A 17,884-nucleotide genomic window follows, 5' to 3' on the forward strand; every position below is an offset into this window, starting at 1 on the left:
TGGACTTGAGGGGGTAAGGCCTGCTTGTGTTCGATTACCGCACGCTGTTTGCCTCAGCGGCCTTCATGCTGGCGCCGATACGCCCCCGGCTGCAAGCCGACGGCCTTGCTGAAGGCACGGGTAAAGGCGGCAATCGACTGATACCCCACCGCCGCGCACACCTGCTCGACGGTGTTGCTGGCCTTGAGCAACTGGCAGGCATGGCGCATGCGCAGGGCCAGCAACACTTGCCCCGGCGATTGCCCGGCCAGTTCGCTGAAGCGCTTGAAGAACGCCGAGCGCGACAGCCCCGTGCAGGCTGCCATGCTTTCCAGCGACCAGGGCTGGTCGGGGTGTTCGATCAGTTGCTCGAGCAGGCTGGCAAAGTTGGCGTGACGTGCCAGGGCCACCAGGCCGCTGATGCCCTGGTCGTCGCTGACGCGTTGGCGCAGCACATACAAAAACAGCAGATGGCTCAGGCGTTCGAGCAGCGCCGAGGAGGGCGCGGGCAGCCGTTGGCACTCGGCCAGGATCAGTTCGAACAGTGCACGTGCGGCCGTGGATGCCGGGTCGCCGGCACGCAGGATGATCCAGTCGTCCAGGCTGTCGATGACCAGCGACGACAGGCCCGGCTGAAAATGAAAGAACCCGCACACCAGGCCCACGCCGTCAGTGGCTGTGCTGTCCAGCGCTTGCATGACCTGGCGCGGTTGCTGCTGGGCCAGCTCGCAGTCCTGGGCATTGGACAGCCGATAGTTGAAGTCGCGCAGCAGGAACACTGCATCGCCAGCTTGCAGGCGCATGGCCTCGGCCTGGCCGTCGATATGCAGCCAGCAATGGCCCTGGACGATCAGGTGGAAACTGGCCCGCGCCAGGCCGTGGGTGCTGGCGTGCCAAGCGCCGCAATAACGCCCGACATGGAACAGGCTGGCGTCTAGCTCAAGGCTTTCTAATAACCAATCGACTACCGGGCTGGACGAAATCATCTAATGAAAAGACTCAGGAGCAAGTAATAGCGACTGCAGAATATGGCAGGTAATTCTTATAACCAACAGACTTGTGGCACACCCCTAGTATGCAGGAGTCCACTCCATGTCGCGCGTCACTGTCCATACACTGCAAAGCGCCCCAGAGGCTGCCCGTCCTTACCTGGAGAACGCCCAGAAGGCCTCGGGCTTCATCCCCAACCTGCTCGGCGTGCTGGCCAATGCCCCGGCGGCGCTGGAAACCTACGTCACTGTGTCTGCACTTAACGGCAAGGCCGAGCTGAGCCTGGCCGAGCGTGAAGTGGTGCAACTGGTGGCCGCCACCCACCACGGCTGCGATTTCTGCGTGGCCGGCCACACCGCCGTGGCGCTGAACAAGGCCAAGCTGCCTCAAGAGGTGGTCAATGCCCTGCGCGCCAAGAGCGAGCTGCCGCAAGAGAAGCTCGAAGCCCTGGCGGCGTTCACCCGCGAAGTCATCGCCACCCGCGGCAATGTCAGCGAGGCCGGCTACGGAGCGTTGCGCGAAGCGGGTTATAGCGAAGGCAATGCCCTGGAGGTGATCCTCGGTGTAAGCCTGGCAACCCTGTGCAACTTTGCTAATGTGTTCGCCCAAACCCCGCTCAATGACGAGCTGAGCAAGTACCGCTGGCAGCCTTCGGCATAACGAACCCTCGGCGCCGGCGCAGGCTGGCGCATTTTTAAAGGAGTAAACGCTATGCTCGATCCCGCATTGGTCACGTGGCTGGATGCCCAGGCCGAAGCCCTCGACCAGGGCCATGGCGACCCGCAGGCGGTACTGGGGCAACTGGCGGCGGCGCAGGTGCTGCGCGTCGGCATTGACCAGGCTCTGGGCGGTAGCGGCGGCACGGTCGCCGACGCGGTAGAGACGCTTGCCAATGTCGCCAGCCATTCCCTGGCGGCGGCCTTCGTCTTCTGGGGCCAGCGCGCCTTTGTCGAATACCTGCTGCACAGCCCCAACGCCGGGCTGCGCGAGCGCCTGTTGGCCGACCTGCTCAGTGGCAAACTGGCCGGCGCCACCGGGCTCTCCAACGCCATGAAGTACCTCTCGGGTATCGAAGCGCTGCAGGTCAAGGGCCTGCGTGACGACCAGGGCTGGACCCTGGCCGGGCGCCTGCATTGGGTGACCAACCTGCGCAAGGGGGGCTTCGTGGTGGCGGCGGCCATTGAAGAGGAGGGCGCCTCGCCATTCGTCCTGGCCATTCCCGACACTGCTGTCGGGCTGACCCGCTCCGACGACCTGCAACTGCTGGGCCTGCAGTCGAGCAACACCGCCGCCTTGAGTTTCGAGCAGGTGCCGGTCAGCCGCGACTGGCTGCTGCACGAAAACGCCAAGCAGTTTCTGCCTGCGGTGCGTCCGTCGTTCCTGGGCCTGCAATGCGGCATGGCCATCGGCCTGGCGCGCCGTTCATTGAGTGAGGTGGAGGCGCATCTGCAAGGCATGCGCTCGTTCCTTGGCGAGGCGCTGCAGGTACTGCGCGAGCGTCTGGAAAACACCGTGACCGAACTGAAAAAGGGCCTGCTCGACGGGCATTTTCTGACCCAGCCGGCGGCCTTGTTCAAGCTGCGCATCAGCCTCGCCGAAACCGCAGCCGATGCCGTGCAGCTTGAGTTGCAGGCCAGCGGCGGCAAGGCTTATCTCACCGCTTACGGCGCTGGGTTCGCCCGCCGCTGGCGCGAGTCGGCGTTCGTGCCAATCGTTACTCCAAGCCTGGTGCAACTGCGCGCCGAGCTGCAACGCCAGGCGTCGGCAGCATGACCGAGGTGTTGCTCGAAGCCCGCGGTATCAGCCTTGGCTACCCGCGTGAGCACGGCTGGCAAAGCGTGCTGGAAAATTTCGACCTGCAACTGGCGCCGGGCGAGGTGATCACCATCCTCGGCCCCAGTGGTGTCGGAAAATCCAGCCTGTTGCGGGTGCTGGCCGGTTTGCAGCAGGCCCGCGCCGGCAGCGTCAGCCTGCTCGGCGAGCCGTTGCAGGGCCCGCACCCGCGCCTGGCGGTGGCCTTCCAGGACCCCAGCCTGCTGCCCTGGCTGAGCCTGGAAAGCAACGTCGCCTTCGGCCTGGATTTCGCCCGCCAGCCCAAGCTTGCCGCCAGCGAACGGCGTGCGCGTATCGACCATGCCATCGAGGCGGTCGGCCTGCAGCACGCTCGCGAGCAGTACCCGGCGCAGCTCTCCGGCGGCATGGCCCAGCGTACCGCGCTGGCCCGCTGCCTGGCACGCCAGCCGCAAGTGCTGTTGCTCGACGAACCCTTCGGCGCGCTGGATGAAGTGACCCGCGCCGACATGCAGCAACTGCTGCTGCAACTGATTGCCCGGCACAACACTGCGGCCATCCTCATTACCCACGATATCGACGAAGCCCTGCTGTTGTCCGATCGCGTGCTGCTACTGGGCAACCACCCGGCGCGCACCCTCGGCCAATGGCTCATCGACCTGCCGCAGCCCCGCGAGCAGCGGGTCGAGGAACTGGGCGCGCTGCGCATCGACATACTCAAAACCCTTCGGCGGGCCAGCCGCACACCCGAACCTGATTCTCAACCTATGCCGCTGCCGTCGGAGACTGCCCATGTGCCTGGACGACTTCACCCACACTCGTCGTGACTTCATCAAACTCAGCGCCCTACTGACCGCCGGTGGCGCCATGCCACTGCTCAATAGCCTGCAGGCGCGTGCGGCCAGCGACCCGGATGCACCGGTGCGCATCGGCTACCTGCCGATCACCGACGCCACGCCGTTGCTGGTGGCGCACAACAATGGCCTGTTCGAAGCCGAGGGCATCAAGGCCGAGCGGCCGGTGCTGCTGCGCAGTTGGGCGCAGGTGATCGAGGCGTTCATTTCCGGGCAGGTCAACGTCATTCACCTGCTCTCGCCGATGACGGTATGGGCGCGCTACGGCAGCAAGGTGCCGGCCAAGGTGGTGGCCTGGAACCACGTTGGCGGCTCGGGCCTGACCGTGGCCCCGGGGATTACCGAGGTCAAGCAACTGGGCGGGCAAACCGTGGCGATTCCGTTCTGGTACTCGATCCACAACGTGGTGGTGCAGCAGTTGTTCCGCGACCATGGCCTGACCCCGGTGTCCAAGGCCGCGACTGCCCAGTTGGCGGCCAATGAGGTCAACCTGGTGGTGCTGCCACCGTCGGACATGCCGCCGGCCCTGGCCAGCAAGCGCATTGCCGGCTACATCGTCGCCGAGCCGTTCAACGCCCTGGCCGAAGACCTCAAGGTTGGCCGCGTGCAGCGCTTTACCGGCGACATCTGGCGCAACCATGCCTGCTGCGTGGTGTTCATGCACGAGCATGACCTGAACAACCGCCCAGAGTGGTCGCAGAAGGTGGTCAATGCCATCGTCAAGGCCCAGCTGTGGACCCGCGACCACCGCGCCGAAGCCGCCGCGCTGCTGTCCAAGAGCGGGCCGAACAAATACACCCCGCACACCCCGCAGGTGCTCAGCCAGGTGCTGGCGCCGGCGGCCGCGGCCCGCGACGCCTACATCGCCAGCGGTGCGATCCAGCATGCGCAGTGGGACGAGAAGCGCATCGATTTTCAGCCCTATCCGTTCCCCAGCTACACCGAAGAACTGGTGCGCCGCCTGCAGAACACTTTGATCGAAGGCGACAAGGGTTTTCTTGCCGGCCTCGACCCGCAACAGACCGCCCGTGACCTGGTCGACGACCGCTTCGTGCGCAACAGCATCGCTGCGGTCGGCGGGCTCAAGGCTTTCGGCTTGCCGGAGAGCTTCGAGCGTAGCGAGGAGTTTTCGATCTGATGGGCAGGCATGCAATCCATGGCGCCCTGGGCGTTGCCGGCCTGCTCGGCTTGTTGTTGCTGTGGTGGCTGGGCGTGCATGCGTTTGGCGAGGCCGATGGCCTGTCGGCGCGTTTTTCGCCCCAGGCCACCCTCGGCAGCCTGATCGAGCTGCTGGGCCAGGGCGAGGTGTACGAGCATATCTGGGTCAGCCTCAAGCGCATCCTTATCGGCTTGCTGCTGGCCTTGCTGATCGGCGTGCCGCTGGGCTTGCTGGTGGGTAGCTATCGTCACCTGGAGGCGGCGACCACCCCGGCGTTTCAGTTCTTGCGGATGATCTCGCCGCTGTCGTGGATGCCGGTGGTGGTGATGCTGATGGGGGTGGGCGATCAGCCGATCTACTTCCTGCTGGCCTTCGCCGCTCTGTGGCCGATTCTGCTCAACACCGCTGCGGGTGTGCGTCAACTCGATCCGCGCTGGCTGCAGTTGAGCCGCAGCCTGAGCGCGACGCGCTGGGAGACCCTGTGCAAGGTGATCATCCCCGGCGTGCTTGGCCATGTGCTCACCGGCGTGCGCCTGGCCATTGGTATCTTGTGGATCGTGCTGGTGCCGTGCGAGATGCTTGGGGTGAGTGCCGGGCTTGGCTACTTCATCCTCGATACCCGCGATCGGCTGGCCTATTCGGAGCTGATGGCGATGGTGCTGCTGATCGGCGTGCTGGGCTTTATGCTCGATGCCCTGGCCCGCGGGCTGCATCGGCGCTGGGTACATGCCTGATCGCGGGGCAAGCTCGCTCCCACCCTGTAGGAGCGGGCTTGCCCCGCGCTGCTCTCATAGACTCCGCCGCCCATAACCCCATGCCGTAATACTGATAAGCGCTGCACACCACACCAGGGTAACCCCCAACGCCTGCCACTCACCCGCCAGATTCAAGCCCGCGCCAATCAACCCGTAATACATCAACCCGAACAACGCCCCCGCCGTCCCCCGGCAATCGCCATACTCGACCAGTGCCGAGCCCAGCAGCAATGGGATCGCCATGGCAAAGGCGCCGAGCATGAAGGCCATGGCCACAGCGATCAGCCAGTGCTCGCCGAGCAACAGTATCGCCAGAGCCGCCAGCAGGTTCACCGCGCAGGCCAGGTTGAGCAGGGTTGCCTGGCTGACACCCCGCGCCAGCAGTCGTGCATTGAGGCGCGCGCCGAGCAGCGAGCCCAGCGCCAGCAACACGCCGCTGTAGCCAAACAGGCTTTGCAACTGCAAACGCTGGAAAATGAACGGCGCCAGGCTGTACCAACTGAACACACCGATATTGAACAATGCCACCAACAGCGTCGCCAGTAGCACCCGCCGATCACCGAGCATGCGCCGCAAGGTGCTGATCAGGCTGGCGTGGTTGGGCGATTGCGGGCGGGTTTCCGGCATCAGTTGCCAACTCCACAGCAATAACGCCAGGGCCATCAGCAACTGCGCGGTCAGCACGCCACGGTAGCCAAAGGCCTCGGTCAGCAGCGATCCACTGAGCACACCAATCGCCGGGCTGATGGCCAGGAAGATGCCGATCAGGGAAAACACCCGGGCCAGTTGCGCACCGCCATGCACGTCCCGCAGCGCGGTTTGCGTCACCACCGAACCGACCGCTGCGGCGAAGGCGGCGACGACGCGCGCGCCAAGCAGGCCGGTGAAGTTTGTGACCAGCAAGGCCGCCAGCGACGCCAGGCTGTACAGCAGCAAGCCGGCGAGCAATGCCGGGCGCCGGCCCCAGAGGTCGCATAGGCGGCCCCACACCAACACGCCGACGGCAAAGGCGGCGAAATACAGCGACAGGGTTTGCCCCGCCTGCGCAGGCGTCACCCCAAAGCCCTGGCCGATATCCACCAGGGCGGGGCTGTAAAGGGTTTCGGCGATCTGCGGGAACATCAGCAGGGCCGTGGCCAGGGTCAGCCAGGTAGGTTGGGTCATCAGCAGCGCCCCGTCGGTAAGAGGGCGCTCATGGTAGGTGGCGGGCGAGGGGTGTATTGTCGCGGTCTGGTCTAAAAATAGTGAAAATCGGACAACCTGCATGGCCTGGCTAGAACCCACCGCCACATTCGACCCGCAGAGCTTTGGCACGCCCATCGTCGGCATTTGCTCAGCCTTGGGCGATCACGACTCCGGCATCCATCAGCATCGCATGGGGCAGGTGCTGTTCACCCGCCAGGGCTGCGTGCGCATCGACGCCCTGGCGCCGGATCTGCTCTGTCTGCTGCCACCGACCCGCGCGGCATGGATTCCCGCCGGCATAGCCCATCGGGCGCGGATGCGGGCGACCGTCGATTATCGCTCGGTGTACCTGGACCCCCGGCACTGGCCGCATTTGCCCGCTGAAGTGGTGATCCTCGACGTCAATCCGCTGCTGCGCGAATTGCTCGAACGCATTGCCCAGGCGCCGTTCGAGACCGACTGGAGCCAAGGCGCCGCCGCGCACCTGGCCGGCCTGTGCATCGCCGAACTGCAGGCCGCCGATCAGCAGCCGATGCGCTTGCCGCTGCCCAGGGATCGACGCCTGGCCAGCCTGGTCGAGAACCTTGAGCAGTTGCCACCGCTGCTGCAGGAACTGGCCCGCACGGTGGGCGCCAGCGAGAAAACCATCGGCCGCCTGATCCGCCGTGACACCGGCATGTCCTATCAGCAATGGCGCCAGCAGTGGCGGCTGGTGCGCGCGGTGGAGCAGTTGGCGATCCATCAGCCGCTGAGCCAGGTGGCGCTGGAACTGGGCTTTGCCAGCGACAGTGCGTTCATTGCCTTCTTTAAAAGCATGACCGGCAGCACGCCGCGGGCGTATTGCTGCTGAGGCAACTGTTACGCAATAAATTCGCGACGCTGTAGCGCTTTCCCGGGCTCGAGATCCGTTACTGTCAATTCCAGTAGCTCAGCCAGGAGGGTGTGCGATGCTCGATATGCAAACGCTGGTGATTTTTTCCGGGGCGGTGACCCTGTTGCTGCTGTCGCCGGGGCCGAACATGGCCTTTGTCATCAGCCATGGGCTGTCCATGGGCTGGCGCGGCGGGCTGGCGGCGGCGCTGGGCATCAGCCTGGCGGACCTGGTGCTCACCGTACTGACCGCCACCGGTGTTACCGCGCTGGTCGCCGCCTGGCCGCCGTCCTTCGACATCATCCGCTTCAGCGGCGCGGTCTATCTGTTGTGGATGGCCTTCAAACTGTTGCAGCCGCGCAAGGCGGGCAACGCCGATAGGCCGCGCGAGACATCCCTGGCGGCGGTGTTGGTTGCGGCCACGTTGAACAGCCTGCTCAACCCCAAGGCACTGCTGTTTTTTATCGTGTTCTTGCCGCAGTTCGTGGTGCCGGCCAAAGGCGCGGTGGCCCAGCAGTTGCTGCTGCTGGGGCTGGTGCTGAGCGTGATTGCCCTGGTCTTTCATGTGCTGTTGGGGGCGTGTGGCGGGGTGATAAGCCGTTGGTTCAGTGGCAAGGGGCGCCTGGCCAAATTGCAGCCACGGTTGTTGGCCAGTGTGTTGGCACTGCTGGCGCTGCGTTTGGTGTTGATGCAGCGCCCGGCGTGAGTGCCTTGCCAGCGATGGGCTGCAGAGCAACCCCAGATTCAATCCTGCAGGTCGTCCTCGCTCATCCACTCAAGCGCATCCGCCAGCGCCACCTCGGCGACCCATTCACTGAAGCTGCGGGTCACGTGTTCATAGCTCAACCGCGAGCGTAGCTCGAGTGTGTCGGCAAACGACAAATGCACGGTGATGACCTTGTCTTCAATCACCCCGTCGCGCACCACGAAGAAGGCAAAGTCTTCCCGATCCTGGCGGCGGGCGAACAGGTAAACCTCGAAGTCCGCCCCGGTTTCCTTGGCAAAGGCTCTGGCGGCGAAGGCGTTCCTGGTCAGGTCAGGTGCTTGTTGCAGCGACGCCTGGGTATCACAGAAATACCACGGTTCCCAGTCGGTCAGGCCTTTGTGAATGAACCAGCGGTAGGCAAGCGGGTAGGGCATTGGCTTAGTCCGTTAATGAGTGCAGGCGCGCCGGTACTCGCCCGGGGTTACGCCATAGGCTTGCTTGAACTGCCGGTTCAGATGGCTCTGGTCCGAAAACCCCAGGGCAAAGGCGACGTTGAACGGCAGGCAATCGCTTTTCAGCAGTTCACGGGCGCGGCTCAGGCGCCGTTGCTTGAGCCAGGCATGGGGCGGCAGGCCCGTGGCTTGGCGAAACACCCGGGCGAAGTGAAAGGGCGAGAGATTCACCGCCGTGGCCAGCTCTTCCAGCGAGGGCGGGTAGGCCAGGCGGCTGTCCATCAACTCCTTGGCCCGGGCCACGGCGCAGGGCTCGTTGCCGGGCGTGCGCGCCGCACCGGCGCGGGCATGACGCTGCACCAGCAACAGCACGGCTTCGCGCCAGGCGGTTTGTTGTTCCAGGGCGCTGGCGCCCCGTTCGGCCGAGCAGTGCAGCCAGCTGAAGGCTTTGGCCAGTTGCGGGTCATGCAGCACGCTGGCGTCAAAGCGCGGCAGGCCGTCGTGCTTGAGTTCCAGCTCGTCGAGCACGCCGGTGATGCGTTCGCTGTCGGGGTAAAAACCGCGATAGCGCCAGCCCTCTTCGCTGGCCTTGGCGCCGGTGTGCAGCTCGTCGGGGTTGATCAGCACCATGCTGCCCACTGGCGCCAGGTGTTCGCTGCCGCGGTGCCAGAAGCGCTGGGCGCCGGACTCGATGATGGTGATCACGTAGCCTTCATGCACATGGGGGGCGAAGCGCTGCTGAAAATAACGCGCATGCAGCATCTCGGTGTCACCGAGCGCCGAGGCTTGCCAGAAGCGGGTCTGTTCCTTGGGTGCAGGGTTCATGGGCTGCCGTTCAACCACCAGCGAAAGACAAAAAAGAAGGCCATGCTCAGCAGCATGCTGATCAAGGTGCTGCGGGTCAACAGCACCAGCACTATCGCCACCAGCGAACCGATCAGGTAAGGGTTGCTCAGGCTCAGGTCAAGCTGGTGCCCGGGCAGAAAGACGATCGGCCCGCAGATCGCGGTGAGCATGCCCGGCACGGCAAAGCCGAGAAATTGCCGGGCGTTGGAGCTCAGGCGCAACGGCAGGCGCGGTTCCAGAAAGGCATAGCGGTTGAGAAACACCAACAGGCCCATGCCGATAATCAGGGCGAAGATCATGCGCGTGCTCCACTGAATTTCTGGCAGACAAAACCTGCGCTCATGCCCAGCAGGCCGGCGGCCACCAGGCCGATGTCCCAGTGCCAGAAGCTGAACAACACCGAGCAGAACAACGACACTGCCACGCACACCACGATGGGCAGGTTGCGCACCAGCGGCGCGATCAGGGCGACGAAGGTGGCGACGATGGAGAAGTCCAGGCCCAGTTGGTCCAGGTGCGGGATGTTCTGGCCGAGGATGATCCCGGCCAGGGTGAACAGGTTCCAGGCGATGTAGAAGGTCAGGCCCACCCCCAGGGCGTACCAGCGGTTGAACTGTTGTTTGTCGTACTGGCTGGTGAGGGCGAAAAACTCGTCAGTGAGCAGAAAGCCCAGGCCCAGCCGCCAGCGGGTCGGCAGGCCCGACAGCACCGGGCGCATCGACAGCCCGTAGAGCAAGTGCTGGGAGGTCAGCAACAGGGTGGTGAGCAGGATCGAGAACAGGTTGGCACCGCCCTTGAGCATGCCGATCGCCACCAGTTGCGCCGCGCCGGCAAAGACAATGGCCGACAGGCCCTGGCCTTCCCAGGGGCTGAGGTTGGCTTCGATGGCCATGGAGCCTGCCAGCAGCCCCCAGGGGGCCACGGCAAGGGACAACGGCAGGATGGCGATGGCGCCTCGAATAAAGGCCTGGCGGGCGAACGGCGGACTGGACATGGACGGCAGCAACAACCAATGAACACGGTTGCACAGCATGCCAGAGCGATGCGCCGCTGACTTGAACGATCTTGCTGTCGGCGGCGACGCCAGTGCCCTCAGTAGAGGTTGCTGGCCAGCCGGCGCTGCGCCGGGATGCAGCCGTTGATGTCCACCGCTTTTTGCCAGTAGCTCCTGCTTTGCGCCGGGTCGGTGCTGGCCAGCAGGCGGTAGACCTCGGCCTGGTAATCGCGCTGACGGCCCCACTGCATGGCCAGGCCTTGCGGTTGCTCGCGATGGCACGGCAGGCGTACGGCCGGTTGCGGGTAGTAAGGTGCGTAGAGGGTCGCGGTGCTCTGCACGCTTTCCAGCGCCGTGCGGTATTCACTGCGGCTGAAGGTCGGGCACCAGTTCTCGATGCCCAGCGCTGCCGGGGCAAACCCCTGGGTCATGCTACCTTCGAGCAGCGGGCAGGCGGCGTCAGGGATCTGGGCTGCCGGCAAATAGGTGATGTAGTAGAGCGCCAGGCGGTATTGTGCTGCCGGGTGGTTAAGTGCCACGGCCTTCTTCAGCAGGGTCACCGCCGGTGCCAGGGTGCGGCCCAGGGCCTGGCCTTGCTGGGCGAGGTCCTGGTCGGTGGTGCTGGTCTTGAGGGTGTAGCTGCTGGTCTGGGACTCGGCCTGTTCCAGGAAGGTCAGGGCCTGGCGGTACAGCAGGTCGGCATGTGGGTCGATCTGAACGCCGGCGGCCAGTGCCGAAGTCGGCAGCACGACGGCGAGCAGGCCGTGCAAAAGGGGCGAGCGGATCAAGGAAGAGCCTCTGAGGTTCGGGGTCGGACGGGCATGCATGTGGGCTTGGAGACAACTGCGCTGTTCAGGGTTCAATCCGACTGTCCATAGTGTGGCTTGAGGCTGGCCTGGGTTATAGCGCGCCATTCTAACCGCTCTGGGCCCACAGCCGAAAGCGTAGCCCGTCAGGGCAACAGTTGCCGGATGTTGTAGGCCAGCCCGGCAACGGCGATGACCAGCAGTACCACGGCGCTGATGGCGCTGATCAGGCGCCGGTCGAGGCGCTCGGCCAGGCGGCCGATGGCCAGGATGTACAGGCCCAGAATACCCAGGTCGAGCACCAGCCAGACCAGCCCCAGCAGCATCAGGCTGTGGCTGAAGCGCTCGGTGACCTGGATGAACTGCGGGAAGAAGGCAACAAAGAACAGGATGTCCTTGGGGTTCGCCAGGCCAATGGCAAAGCCTTGCCACAGCCCGCCCTGGTGGGGCGGGGCCTGCTCCGTGGCGAGGGCGGGCTGGCGCAGTTCGGCCAGGGCGCTCAGGCCCAGATAACCGATGAACAGGCAGCCGAACAGGCTCAGGGCGCTCAACACCAGTGGGTTGAGTGCGGCGCTGCTGAAGATCAGGGCTGCCGCCAGGGCAATCAGCACCAACGAAGCGCCGTTGGTGCCCAGGGCGGTCAGCAGCGCCTGCTTGCGCCCGGCGCGGGCGGTGGTGTTGACCACCAGCGCCACCACCGGGCCGGGGCTGGCGATCAGCAGCAAGACGGTCAGAACGTAGGTGGCAAGCAGGGCACTGTTCACAGGCGGATCTCTCGGTCAGGGGGAGCAGAATTCTCGGCAGGCCAGGGAAGGTTGTAAAACGCCTGTTACTGTGGCTTTCTATTAGTTTTATTCATGCTTTGGCTGGACATGACCGAACGTATTCCCGCATTGCAGGCGCTCAGGGCATTCGAGGTGGCCGCACGCTACGGCTCGTTCACCCGCGCCGCTGAAGAACTGGCCCTGACCCAGGGCGCCATCAGCCATCACATCAAGACTCTCGAAGGCCTGTTCGACTGCGCGCTGTTCGAGCGCCGCGGGCCGAAAGTGGCACTGACCGAGCCGGGCCGGTTGCTGGCCCAGGAGCTCAAGGTCGGTTTCAAAATCATCGAGAACGCCTGCGGGCTGCTCAGGCAGGGCCGCCAGCATCTGCGCCTGAAGGCGCCCTCGACCCTGACCGTGCGCTGGTTGCTCAGGCACCTGGCAGCGTTCAAGCAACGCGATGAGCACAGTAATGTGCAACTGAGCAGCGTCTGGATGGACATCGACACGGTGGACTTTTACAGCGAGCCCTACGACTGCGCGATCCTGCTCGGCGACGGTCACTTCGCCGCTGACATCGCCAGCCTCAAGTTGTTTGACGAGTGGCTGGTGCCGGTGTGCCAGCCCGGATACCCGGCAGACCTGGCCCGCTGCGAACTGCTGCACCCGTCGCCGGACCGGCGTGACTGGCGGCGCTGGTTGAATCGGACAGGGGGCAGCGCGCTCAGCCTGGAACGTGGCCAGGTATTCGACACCCTGGATCAGGGCATCTCTGCTGCCCAGCAAGGCCTGGGTGTGGCCGTGGTCGACCTGCTGCTGGCCAGTGGCGAGCTTGACGCCGGCCGCCTGGTCACGCCATTTCCCCAGGCGGTGGCCACCGGCGAGGGCTATTACCTGACCTGGCTGCAGGCCAGCCCCAAGGCGTACCAGGTGCAGAAACTCGGCCAATTCCTGCGGCAGCAGGCACCGCAACTGCCTGGCCAGGGGCTGGACTATTTGTATGACTAATACTGCGGCGCGCCAGCACCCGGCAGCAGCCGCGTGCTCATGAAGTCGATGAACACCCGCAGCCGTGGCGGTACTTGCCGCCCCGAGGGCCACAGCAGGTAGAAGCTGCCGCGCCGCTCCATGTAGTCATCCAGCACGGTCACCAGGTCACCGCGTTGCAGCTGCTGGCGTACGGTGAAATCCGGAATGCAGGTGATGCCGCGATCGCGGATGGCAAAGCAGATGCGCGTGTCGACGTGGTTGCACACCATCGACACCGGGATGTCGTATTCGTGCCCGGCGGGCTCCTGGCGCAACGGCCATTGCTCGAGCTTGCCAGTGCTGGGAAAGCGGTAGTGCAGGCAGGTATGCCGGGCCAGTTCATCGGGGTGCACGGGCGTGCCATTGCGCGCCAGGTACGCCGGCGAGGCCACCAGCACGTGATGAAAGTGGCCAAGAAAGCGCGCGCTCAAACGCGAGTCGCTGGGTGTGCCGCCACGCATGACCACATCGAAACCTTCGCCGATGATATCCACCAGGCGGTCGTCGAAATCCAGGTCCAGTTCGATGGCCGGGTACTGCGCCATGAACTCGCTCAAGGCCGGCATCACCAGCGCGGTCACCTGCGGCAGGCTGATACGCAGGCGTCCGCGTGGCACCTCGCTGGCCTGGGACAGTTCAAGTTCGGTGGCTTCGATCTCGGCGAGGATGCGCCGGCTGCGCTCCAGGAACAGGCTGCCCTCGGCGGTCAGGGTGATGCTGCGCGTGCTGCGGTGAAACAGGCGCACCCCCAGGCGGCTCTCCAGGCGCGCCACGCGCTTGCCAATGGCCGAAGCGCTGACGCCCAACGACTGCGCGGCGCCGACGAAGCTGCCGGTTTCTGCCACCCGCACGAACACCACGAAACCGCTGAGGCTATCCATCTGCATTTCCTGATTGCGGACATCAGTGTCCGTTATGAGCGGAATTGTACCCGTCTTTTTCCGCAGTTACCGCAGGCTTAAGGTTCGCCCATCTTTCCTACAGGAGTGTCACCATGACTCAGATGAGTTGCACGGCGGATGGGCCCGCCGCACTGGAGCAGCCCTTGCCGGTCAGCGGCCTGCTGGCATTGGCAATGACCGGTTTTATCGCCATCCTCAGCGAAACCCTGCCGGCTGGCCTGCTCGGGCAGATCTCCAGCGGTATGCACATCAGCGAGGCCATGGCCGGGCAGATGGTCAGCGTCTATGCCCTGGGCTCGCTGCTGACCGCCATCCCGCTGGTGACCCTGACCCAGGGCTGGCGCCGGCGGCCGGTGTTGCTGCTGGCGATTATCGGCTTCCTGTTGTTCAACACGGTGACGGCCTTGTCCGGTTCCTACTGGCTGACGCTGGTCGCCCGCTTCATGACCGGCGTCGCCGCTGGCCTGGCCTGGGGCGTGATCGCCGGGCATGCGCGGCGCATGGTCAGCCCCGAGCAACAGGGCCGGGCGATGGCGGTGGCGATGATCGGCGCGCCGGTGGCCTTGTCGCTGGGCGTGCCGGCCGGTACCTGGCTGGGCGAGCTGCTGGGCTGGCGCATGACCTTTGCCCTGGTCTCGGCTGCGACCCTGGTGCTGGTGGCCTGGGTGCTGTGCAAGGTGCCGGACTTTGACGGCCACGCCCCCGGCCAACGCCCGGGCATCGCTCAGGTACTGCGCACACCCGGCGTTCTGGCGGTGTTGCTGGTGATCCTCACGTGGGTGCTGGCGCACAACGTGCTGTACACCTATATCGTGCCGTACCTGGCGTCGGTGGGGTTGGCGGCGAGTACCGGCATGGTCCTGCTGACCTTCGGTATTGCCGCATTGGCCGGTATCGGCGTGGTGGGTGCGTTGATCGACAAGCACCTGCGCAACATGGTCCTGCTGAGTTTGTTCGGCTTTGCCATGGTGGCCCTGGTACTCGGTTTTGTCAGCCAGTCGGCGCCGCTGGTGTATCTCAGTGTTGCGCTCTGGGGCCTGACCTACGGCGGCGCGCCGACCCTGCTGCAAACCGCCAGCGCCGACGCTGCCGGGGAGGGCGCCGATGTCGCCCAGTCGATGATAGTCACGGTGTGGAACTCGGCGATTGCCGCAGGCGGCCTGCTCGGCGGCGTGCTGCTCAGCCAGTGGGGCGTGGGCAGTTTCCCCTGGGTGTTGCTGGCACTGATCGCCGTGGCCTTGCTGATTGCCGGTCGCGCCCATGGTCATGGTTTCGCACCGGGCGCACGGGTGCCGAGCTAAGTTCGGCAGGCGCCGGCCCAGACGGGTAGAATCGCTGCATACACAGGTGTTTTCGAGGTTGCAGCGGTGGAGTTACAGCAGGGCTTTGTCCTGACCCGGCATTGGCGCGATACCCCGGCGGGTACGCTTGTCGAGTTCTGGCTGGCCACCGATCAGGGCCCCCGGCGCTTGCGTCTGCCGGTGCAGACCTCGGTGGCGTTCGTCCCCGCCGAGCAGCGTGGGCAAGCCCAAGCGCTGCTGCGCGGCGAGCGCGACGTCGAGTTGCGCGCGCTGGCCCTGCGCGATTTCGAACAACGGCCGGTGCTGGGCTTGTACTGCCGCCAGCACCGCCAGTTGATCCAGCTGGAAAAACGCCTGCGCACCGCCGGCGTGCAAATCTACGAGGCCGATGTGCGCCCGCCGGAGCGTTACCTGATGGAGCGCTTCATCACCGCGCCGGTCAGTTTCAGCGGCACGCCGGATGCCAGCGGTGTGCTGCTCGACGCCCAGCTCAAACCCGCCCCCGACTACCGGCCGACGCTCAAGCTGGTGTCGCTGGACATCGAGACCACCGAGCGCGGCGAGCTGTACTCCATCGCCCTGGAAGGTTGCGGCCAGCGCCAGGTGTACATGCTCGGCCCGGCCAACGGCAACGCCGAAGGCGTGGATTTCGACCTCGAATACTGCGACAGCCGCGCCTGCTTGCTCGAACGCCTGAACGACTGGCTGGCTGTGCACGACCCCGACGCGATCATCGGCTGGAACCTGGTGCAGTTCGACCTGCGCGTGCTGCAACACCACGCCACCGAGCTCAAGGTGCCGTTGCGCCTGGGCCGTGGCGGTGAAGCAATGGACTGGCGCGCGCACGGCAGCCGCGCGCATTTTTTTACCGGGGCCGCCGGGCGCCTGATCATCGACGGTATCGAAGGGCTGCGTTCGGCGACCTGGAGCTTCCCTTCGTTCAGCCTGGAGAACGTCGCCCAGACCCTGCTCGGCGAAGGCAAGGCCATCGACACCCCGTACCAGCGCATGGACGAAATCAACCGCATGTTCGCCGAGGACAAGCCGGCCCTGGCCCGTTACAACCTCAAGGACTGCGAACTGGTCACACGGATTTTCGCCAAGACCGAACTGCTGACCTTCCTGCTCGAACGGGCCACGGTTACCGGCTTGCCGGCTGACCGCAGCGGCGGCTCGGTGGCGGCGTTCTGTCATTTGTACATGCCCCTGATGCACCGCCAGGGCTTCGTCGCGCCCAACCAGGGCGAGCGCCCGGAGGAGGCCAGCCCCGGCGGCTTCGTCATGGACTCGCGGCCGGGGCTGTACGAGTCGGTGCTGGTGCTCGACTACAAGAGCCTGTATCCGTCGATCATCCGCACCTTCCTGATCGACCCGCTAGGGCTGATCGAAGGCCTGCGCGAGCCGGGCGACGCGACCTCGGTGCCGGGCTTTCGCGGTGCGCGCTTTTCCCGTACCCGGCATTGCCTGCCGGCGATTGTCGAGCGGGTCTGGCAGGGCCGCGAGGTGGCCAAGCGCGAGCACAATGCGCCGCTTTCCCAGGCGCTGAAGATCATCATGAACGCCTTTTACGGTGTGCTCGGTTCCAGTGGCTGCCGCTTCTTCGACCCGCGCCTGGCCTCATCGATCACAATGCGCGGCCACGAGATCATGCGCCGTACCCGTGAGCTGATCGAGGCCCAGGGGTATGCGGTGATCTATGGCGACACGGACTCCACGTTCGTCTGGCTCAAGCGTGCCCATGACGAGGCGGATGCGGCGCGCATCGGCCGCGAGCTGGTGCAGCAGGTCAACCAGTGGTGGCGCGAGCACCTGCGCGACAGTTATGGCCTGGACAGCGCCCTGGAGCTGCAGTACGAGACCCACTACAAGCGCTTTCTGATGCCGACCATTCGCGGCGCCGAGGAGGGCAGCAAGAAGCGTTATGCCGGCTTGGTGCAACGTGGCGAGGGCGTCGAGGAGATGATTTTCAAGGGCCTGGAAAGCGTGCGCACCGACTGGTCGCCGCTGGCCCGGCAGTTTCAGCAGGAACTGTACGAGCGGATCTTCAAGCGTCAGCCGTATCAACAGTATTTGCGTGAATACGTGCGCAAGACCTTGGCGGGTGAGCAGGATGAGCTGTTGATCTACCGCAAGCGCCTGCGCCGGCCGCTGGCCGACTACCAGCGCAATGTGCCGCCGCATGTGCGCGCAGCGCGCATGGCTGATGACTTCAATGACCGTCAGGGCAGGCCGCGGCAGTATCAGAATGGCGGCTGGATCAGCTACGTGATTACCGTGGCGGGGCCGGAACCTTTGGAGACGCGGCATTCGGCGATCGATTACGACCACTACCTGACCCGTCAGTTGCAGCCGGTGGCGGATGCGATCCTGCCGTTCGTGGAGGACGACTTCACGGCGTTGATCGATCGGCAGATGGGCTTGTTCTAGCCGGACCTGCATGCACTGACCCTGTGTGGCTTGCCGGCGATGAGGCCGGTGCAGGCAGCACATCAGGGGTTGA

19 protein-coding genes are annotated in these 17,884 nt (G+C 65.0%); 10 read left to right on the plus strand and 9 right to left on the minus strand.

The window, feature by feature from the left end; genetic code table 11:
* Positions 1-53 precede the first annotated feature (53 nt).
* Entirely contained in the window at positions 54-965 is a 912-nt protein-coding gene (locus BV82_RS11465) for an AraC family transcriptional regulator (protein WP_036996056.1), read from the minus strand.
* Between the two features lie 106 nt (positions 966-1,071).
* On the opposite strand from BV82_RS11465, the gene BV82_RS11470 reads away from it, so the two are divergent.
* Genes BV82_RS11470 through BV82_RS11490 form a run of 5 tightly spaced genes read left to right on the plus strand, consistent with a single transcriptional unit; the run spans position 1,072 to position 5,507 of the window.
* On the plus strand, positions 1,072-1,629 hold the full coding sequence (locus BV82_RS11470) for a carboxymuconolactone decarboxylase family protein (RefSeq protein WP_036996055.1): 558 nt from the start codon (positions 1,072-1,074) through the stop codon (positions 1,627-1,629).
* A 51-nt stretch (positions 1,630-1,680) separates the two neighbouring features.
* Positions 1,681-2,742, plus strand: coding sequence for an acyl-CoA dehydrogenase family protein (locus BV82_RS11475; RefSeq protein ID WP_036996054.1), 1,062 nt, complete (start codon positions 1,681-1,683; stop codon positions 2,740-2,742).
* The gene (locus BV82_RS11480; protein WP_036996053.1) at positions 2,739-3,587 is read left to right on the plus strand and encodes an ABC transporter ATP-binding protein; all 849 of its coding nucleotides are present in this window, start codon (positions 2,739-2,741) and stop codon (positions 3,585-3,587) included. Before BV82_RS11475 ends, BV82_RS11480 begins: the two co-directional genes overlap by 4 nt.
* Positions 3,553-4,752, plus strand: coding sequence for an ABC transporter substrate-binding protein (locus BV82_RS11485; protein WP_010225661.1), 1,200 nt, complete (start codon positions 3,553-3,555; stop codon positions 4,750-4,752). The genes BV82_RS11480 and BV82_RS11485 overlap by 35 nt, the downstream gene beginning before the upstream one ends.
* Complete coding sequence (locus BV82_RS11490) at positions 4,752-5,507, plus strand: ABC transporter permease (RefSeq protein WP_036996051.1); 756 nt, start codon at positions 4,752-4,754, stop codon at positions 5,505-5,507. Before BV82_RS11485 ends, BV82_RS11490 begins: the two co-directional genes overlap by 1 nt.
* 54 nt (positions 5,508-5,561) lie before the next feature.
* On the opposite strand, the gene BV82_RS11495 is transcribed toward BV82_RS11490, so the two are convergent.
* Positions 5,562-6,692, minus strand: a complete 1,131-nt coding sequence (locus BV82_RS11495; protein WP_010225663.1) for a Bcr/CflA family efflux MFS transporter — start codon at positions 6,690-6,692, stop codon at positions 5,562-5,564.
* A 100-nt stretch (positions 6,693-6,792) separates the two neighbouring features.
* Here BV82_RS11495 and BV82_RS11500 point away from each other — a divergent pair, with 100 nt between their 5' ends.
* On the plus strand, positions 6,793-7,563 hold the full coding sequence (locus BV82_RS11500; RefSeq protein ID WP_010225664.1) for an AraC family transcriptional regulator: 771 nt from the start codon (positions 6,793-6,795) through the stop codon (positions 7,561-7,563).
* 97 nt (positions 7,564-7,660) lie between these two features.
* Entirely contained in the window at positions 7,661-8,290 is a 630-nt protein-coding gene (locus tag BV82_RS11505) for a LysE family translocator (protein WP_010225665.1), read from the plus strand.
* Between the two features lie 38 nt (positions 8,291-8,328).
* On the opposite strand, the gene BV82_RS11510 is transcribed toward BV82_RS11505, so the two are convergent.
* The 6 genes from BV82_RS11510 to BV82_RS11535 form a co-directional block, all read right to left on the minus strand.
* On the minus strand, positions 8,329-8,724 hold the full coding sequence (locus tag BV82_RS11510) for a hypothetical protein (RefSeq protein ID WP_010225667.1): 396 nt from the start codon (positions 8,722-8,724) through the stop codon (positions 8,329-8,331).
* A 12-nt stretch (positions 8,725-8,736) separates the two neighbouring features.
* On the minus strand, positions 8,737-9,567 hold the full coding sequence (locus BV82_RS11515; RefSeq protein WP_215444975.1) for an AraC family transcriptional regulator: 831 nt from the start codon (positions 9,565-9,567) through the stop codon (positions 8,737-8,739).
* On the minus strand, positions 9,564-9,887 hold the full coding sequence (locus tag BV82_RS11520; protein WP_010225671.1) for an AzlD domain-containing protein: 324 nt from the start codon (positions 9,885-9,887) through the stop codon (positions 9,564-9,566). The genes BV82_RS11515 and BV82_RS11520 overlap by 4 nt, the downstream gene beginning before the upstream one ends.
* Complete coding sequence (locus BV82_RS11525; protein ID WP_036996141.1) at positions 9,884-10,582, minus strand: AzlC family ABC transporter permease; 699 nt, start codon at positions 10,580-10,582, stop codon at positions 9,884-9,886. The genes BV82_RS11520 and BV82_RS11525 overlap by 4 nt, the downstream gene beginning before the upstream one ends.
* 98 nt (positions 10,583-10,680) lie before the next feature.
* Entirely contained in the window at positions 10,681-11,409 is a 729-nt protein-coding gene (locus BV82_RS11530) for a hypothetical protein (RefSeq protein WP_050990032.1), read from the minus strand.
* 125 nt (positions 11,410-11,534) lie between these two features.
* Positions 11,535-12,152, minus strand: coding sequence for a LysE family translocator (locus BV82_RS11535; protein WP_010225677.1), 618 nt, complete (start codon positions 12,150-12,152; stop codon positions 11,535-11,537).
* 108 nt (positions 12,153-12,260) lie between these two features.
* Between BV82_RS11535 and BV82_RS11540 the strand changes: the two genes are divergently transcribed.
* Entirely contained in the window at positions 12,261-13,160 is a 900-nt protein-coding gene (locus BV82_RS11540; RefSeq protein ID WP_036996049.1) for a LysR substrate-binding domain-containing protein, read from the plus strand.
* Here BV82_RS11540 and BV82_RS11545 read toward each other — a convergent pair.
* The gene (locus BV82_RS11545; protein WP_036996047.1) at positions 13,157-14,062 is read right to left on the minus strand and encodes a LysR family transcriptional regulator; all 906 of its coding nucleotides are present in this window, start codon (positions 14,060-14,062) and stop codon (positions 13,157-13,159) included. The two genes, BV82_RS11540 and BV82_RS11545, sit on opposite strands and share 4 nt — an antisense overlap.
* 122 nt (positions 14,063-14,184) lie before the next feature.
* Here BV82_RS11545 and BV82_RS11550 point away from each other — a divergent pair, with 122 nt between their 5' ends.
* Together BV82_RS11550 and BV82_RS11555 are read left to right on the plus strand one after the other, a co-directional pair.
* Entirely contained in the window at positions 14,185-15,384 is a 1,200-nt protein-coding gene (locus BV82_RS11550) for an MFS transporter (protein WP_036996140.1), read from the plus strand.
* Between the two features lie 66 nt (positions 15,385-15,450).
* Positions 15,451-17,811, plus strand: a complete 2,361-nt coding sequence (locus BV82_RS11555; RefSeq protein ID WP_036996046.1) for a DNA polymerase II — start codon at positions 15,451-15,453, stop codon at positions 17,809-17,811.
* The last annotated feature ends 73 nt before the right edge of the window (positions 17,812-17,884 follow it).

It is taken from the genome of Pseudomonas donghuensis (assembly GCF_000696345.2).
GTDB lineage: Bacteria > Pseudomonadota > Gammaproteobacteria > Pseudomonadales > Pseudomonadaceae > Aquipseudomonas > Aquipseudomonas donghuensis.

Bases quoted from the DNA above. Each gene is read 5' to 3' on its own strand.
- BV82_RS11465 (WP_036996056.1), bottom strand. From the start codon at position 965: ATGATTTCGTCCAGCCCGGTAGTCGATTGGTTATTAGAAAGCCTTGAG.
- BV82_RS11470 (WP_036996055.1), top strand. From the start codon at position 1,072: ATGTCGCGCGTCACTGTCCATACACTGCAAAGCGCCCCAGAGGCTGCC.
- BV82_RS11475 (WP_036996054.1), top strand. From the start codon at position 1,681: ATGCTCGATCCCGCATTGGTCACGTGGCTGGATGCCCAGGCCGAAGCC.
- BV82_RS11480 (WP_036996053.1), top strand. From the start codon at position 2,739: ATGACCGAGGTGTTGCTCGAAGCCCGCGGTATCAGCCTTGGCTACCCG.
- BV82_RS11485 (WP_010225661.1), top strand. From the start codon at position 3,553: ATGTGCCTGGACGACTTCACCCACACTCGTCGTGACTTCATCAAACTC.
- BV82_RS11490 (WP_036996051.1), top strand. From the start codon at position 4,752: ATGGGCAGGCATGCAATCCATGGCGCCCTGGGCGTTGCCGGCCTGCTC.
- BV82_RS11495 (WP_010225663.1), bottom strand. From the start codon at position 6,692: ATGACCCAACCTACCTGGCTGACCCTGGCCACGGCCCTGCTGATGTTC.
- BV82_RS11500 (WP_010225664.1), top strand. From the start codon at position 6,793: ATGGCCTGGCTAGAACCCACCGCCACATTCGACCCGCAGAGCTTTGGC.
- BV82_RS11505 (WP_010225665.1), top strand. From the start codon at position 7,661: ATGCTCGATATGCAAACGCTGGTGATTTTTTCCGGGGCGGTGACCCTG.
- BV82_RS11510 (WP_010225667.1), bottom strand. From the start codon at position 8,724: ATGCCCTACCCGCTTGCCTACCGCTGGTTCATTCACAAAGGCCTGACC.
- BV82_RS11515 (WP_215444975.1), bottom strand. From the start codon at position 9,567: ATGAACCCTGCACCCAAGGAACAGACCCGCTTCTGGCAAGCCTCGGCG.
- BV82_RS11520 (WP_010225671.1), bottom strand. From the start codon at position 9,887: ATGATCTTCGCCCTGATTATCGGCATGGGCCTGTTGGTGTTTCTCAAC.
- BV82_RS11525 (WP_036996141.1), bottom strand. From the start codon at position 10,582: ATGTCCAGTCCGCCGTTCGCCCGCCAGGCCTTTATTCGAGGCGCCATC.
- BV82_RS11530 (WP_050990032.1), bottom strand. From the start codon at position 11,409: ATGCATGCCCGTCCGACCCCGAACCTCAGAGGCTCTTCCTTGATCCGC.
- BV82_RS11540 (WP_036996049.1), top strand. From the start codon at position 12,261: ATGACCGAACGTATTCCCGCATTGCAGGCGCTCAGGGCATTCGAGGTG.
- BV82_RS11545 (WP_036996047.1), bottom strand. From the start codon at position 14,062: ATGGATAGCCTCAGCGGTTTCGTGGTGTTCGTGCGGGTGGCAGAAACC.
- BV82_RS11550 (WP_036996140.1), top strand. From the start codon at position 14,185: ATGAGTTGCACGGCGGATGGGCCCGCCGCACTGGAGCAGCCCTTGCCG.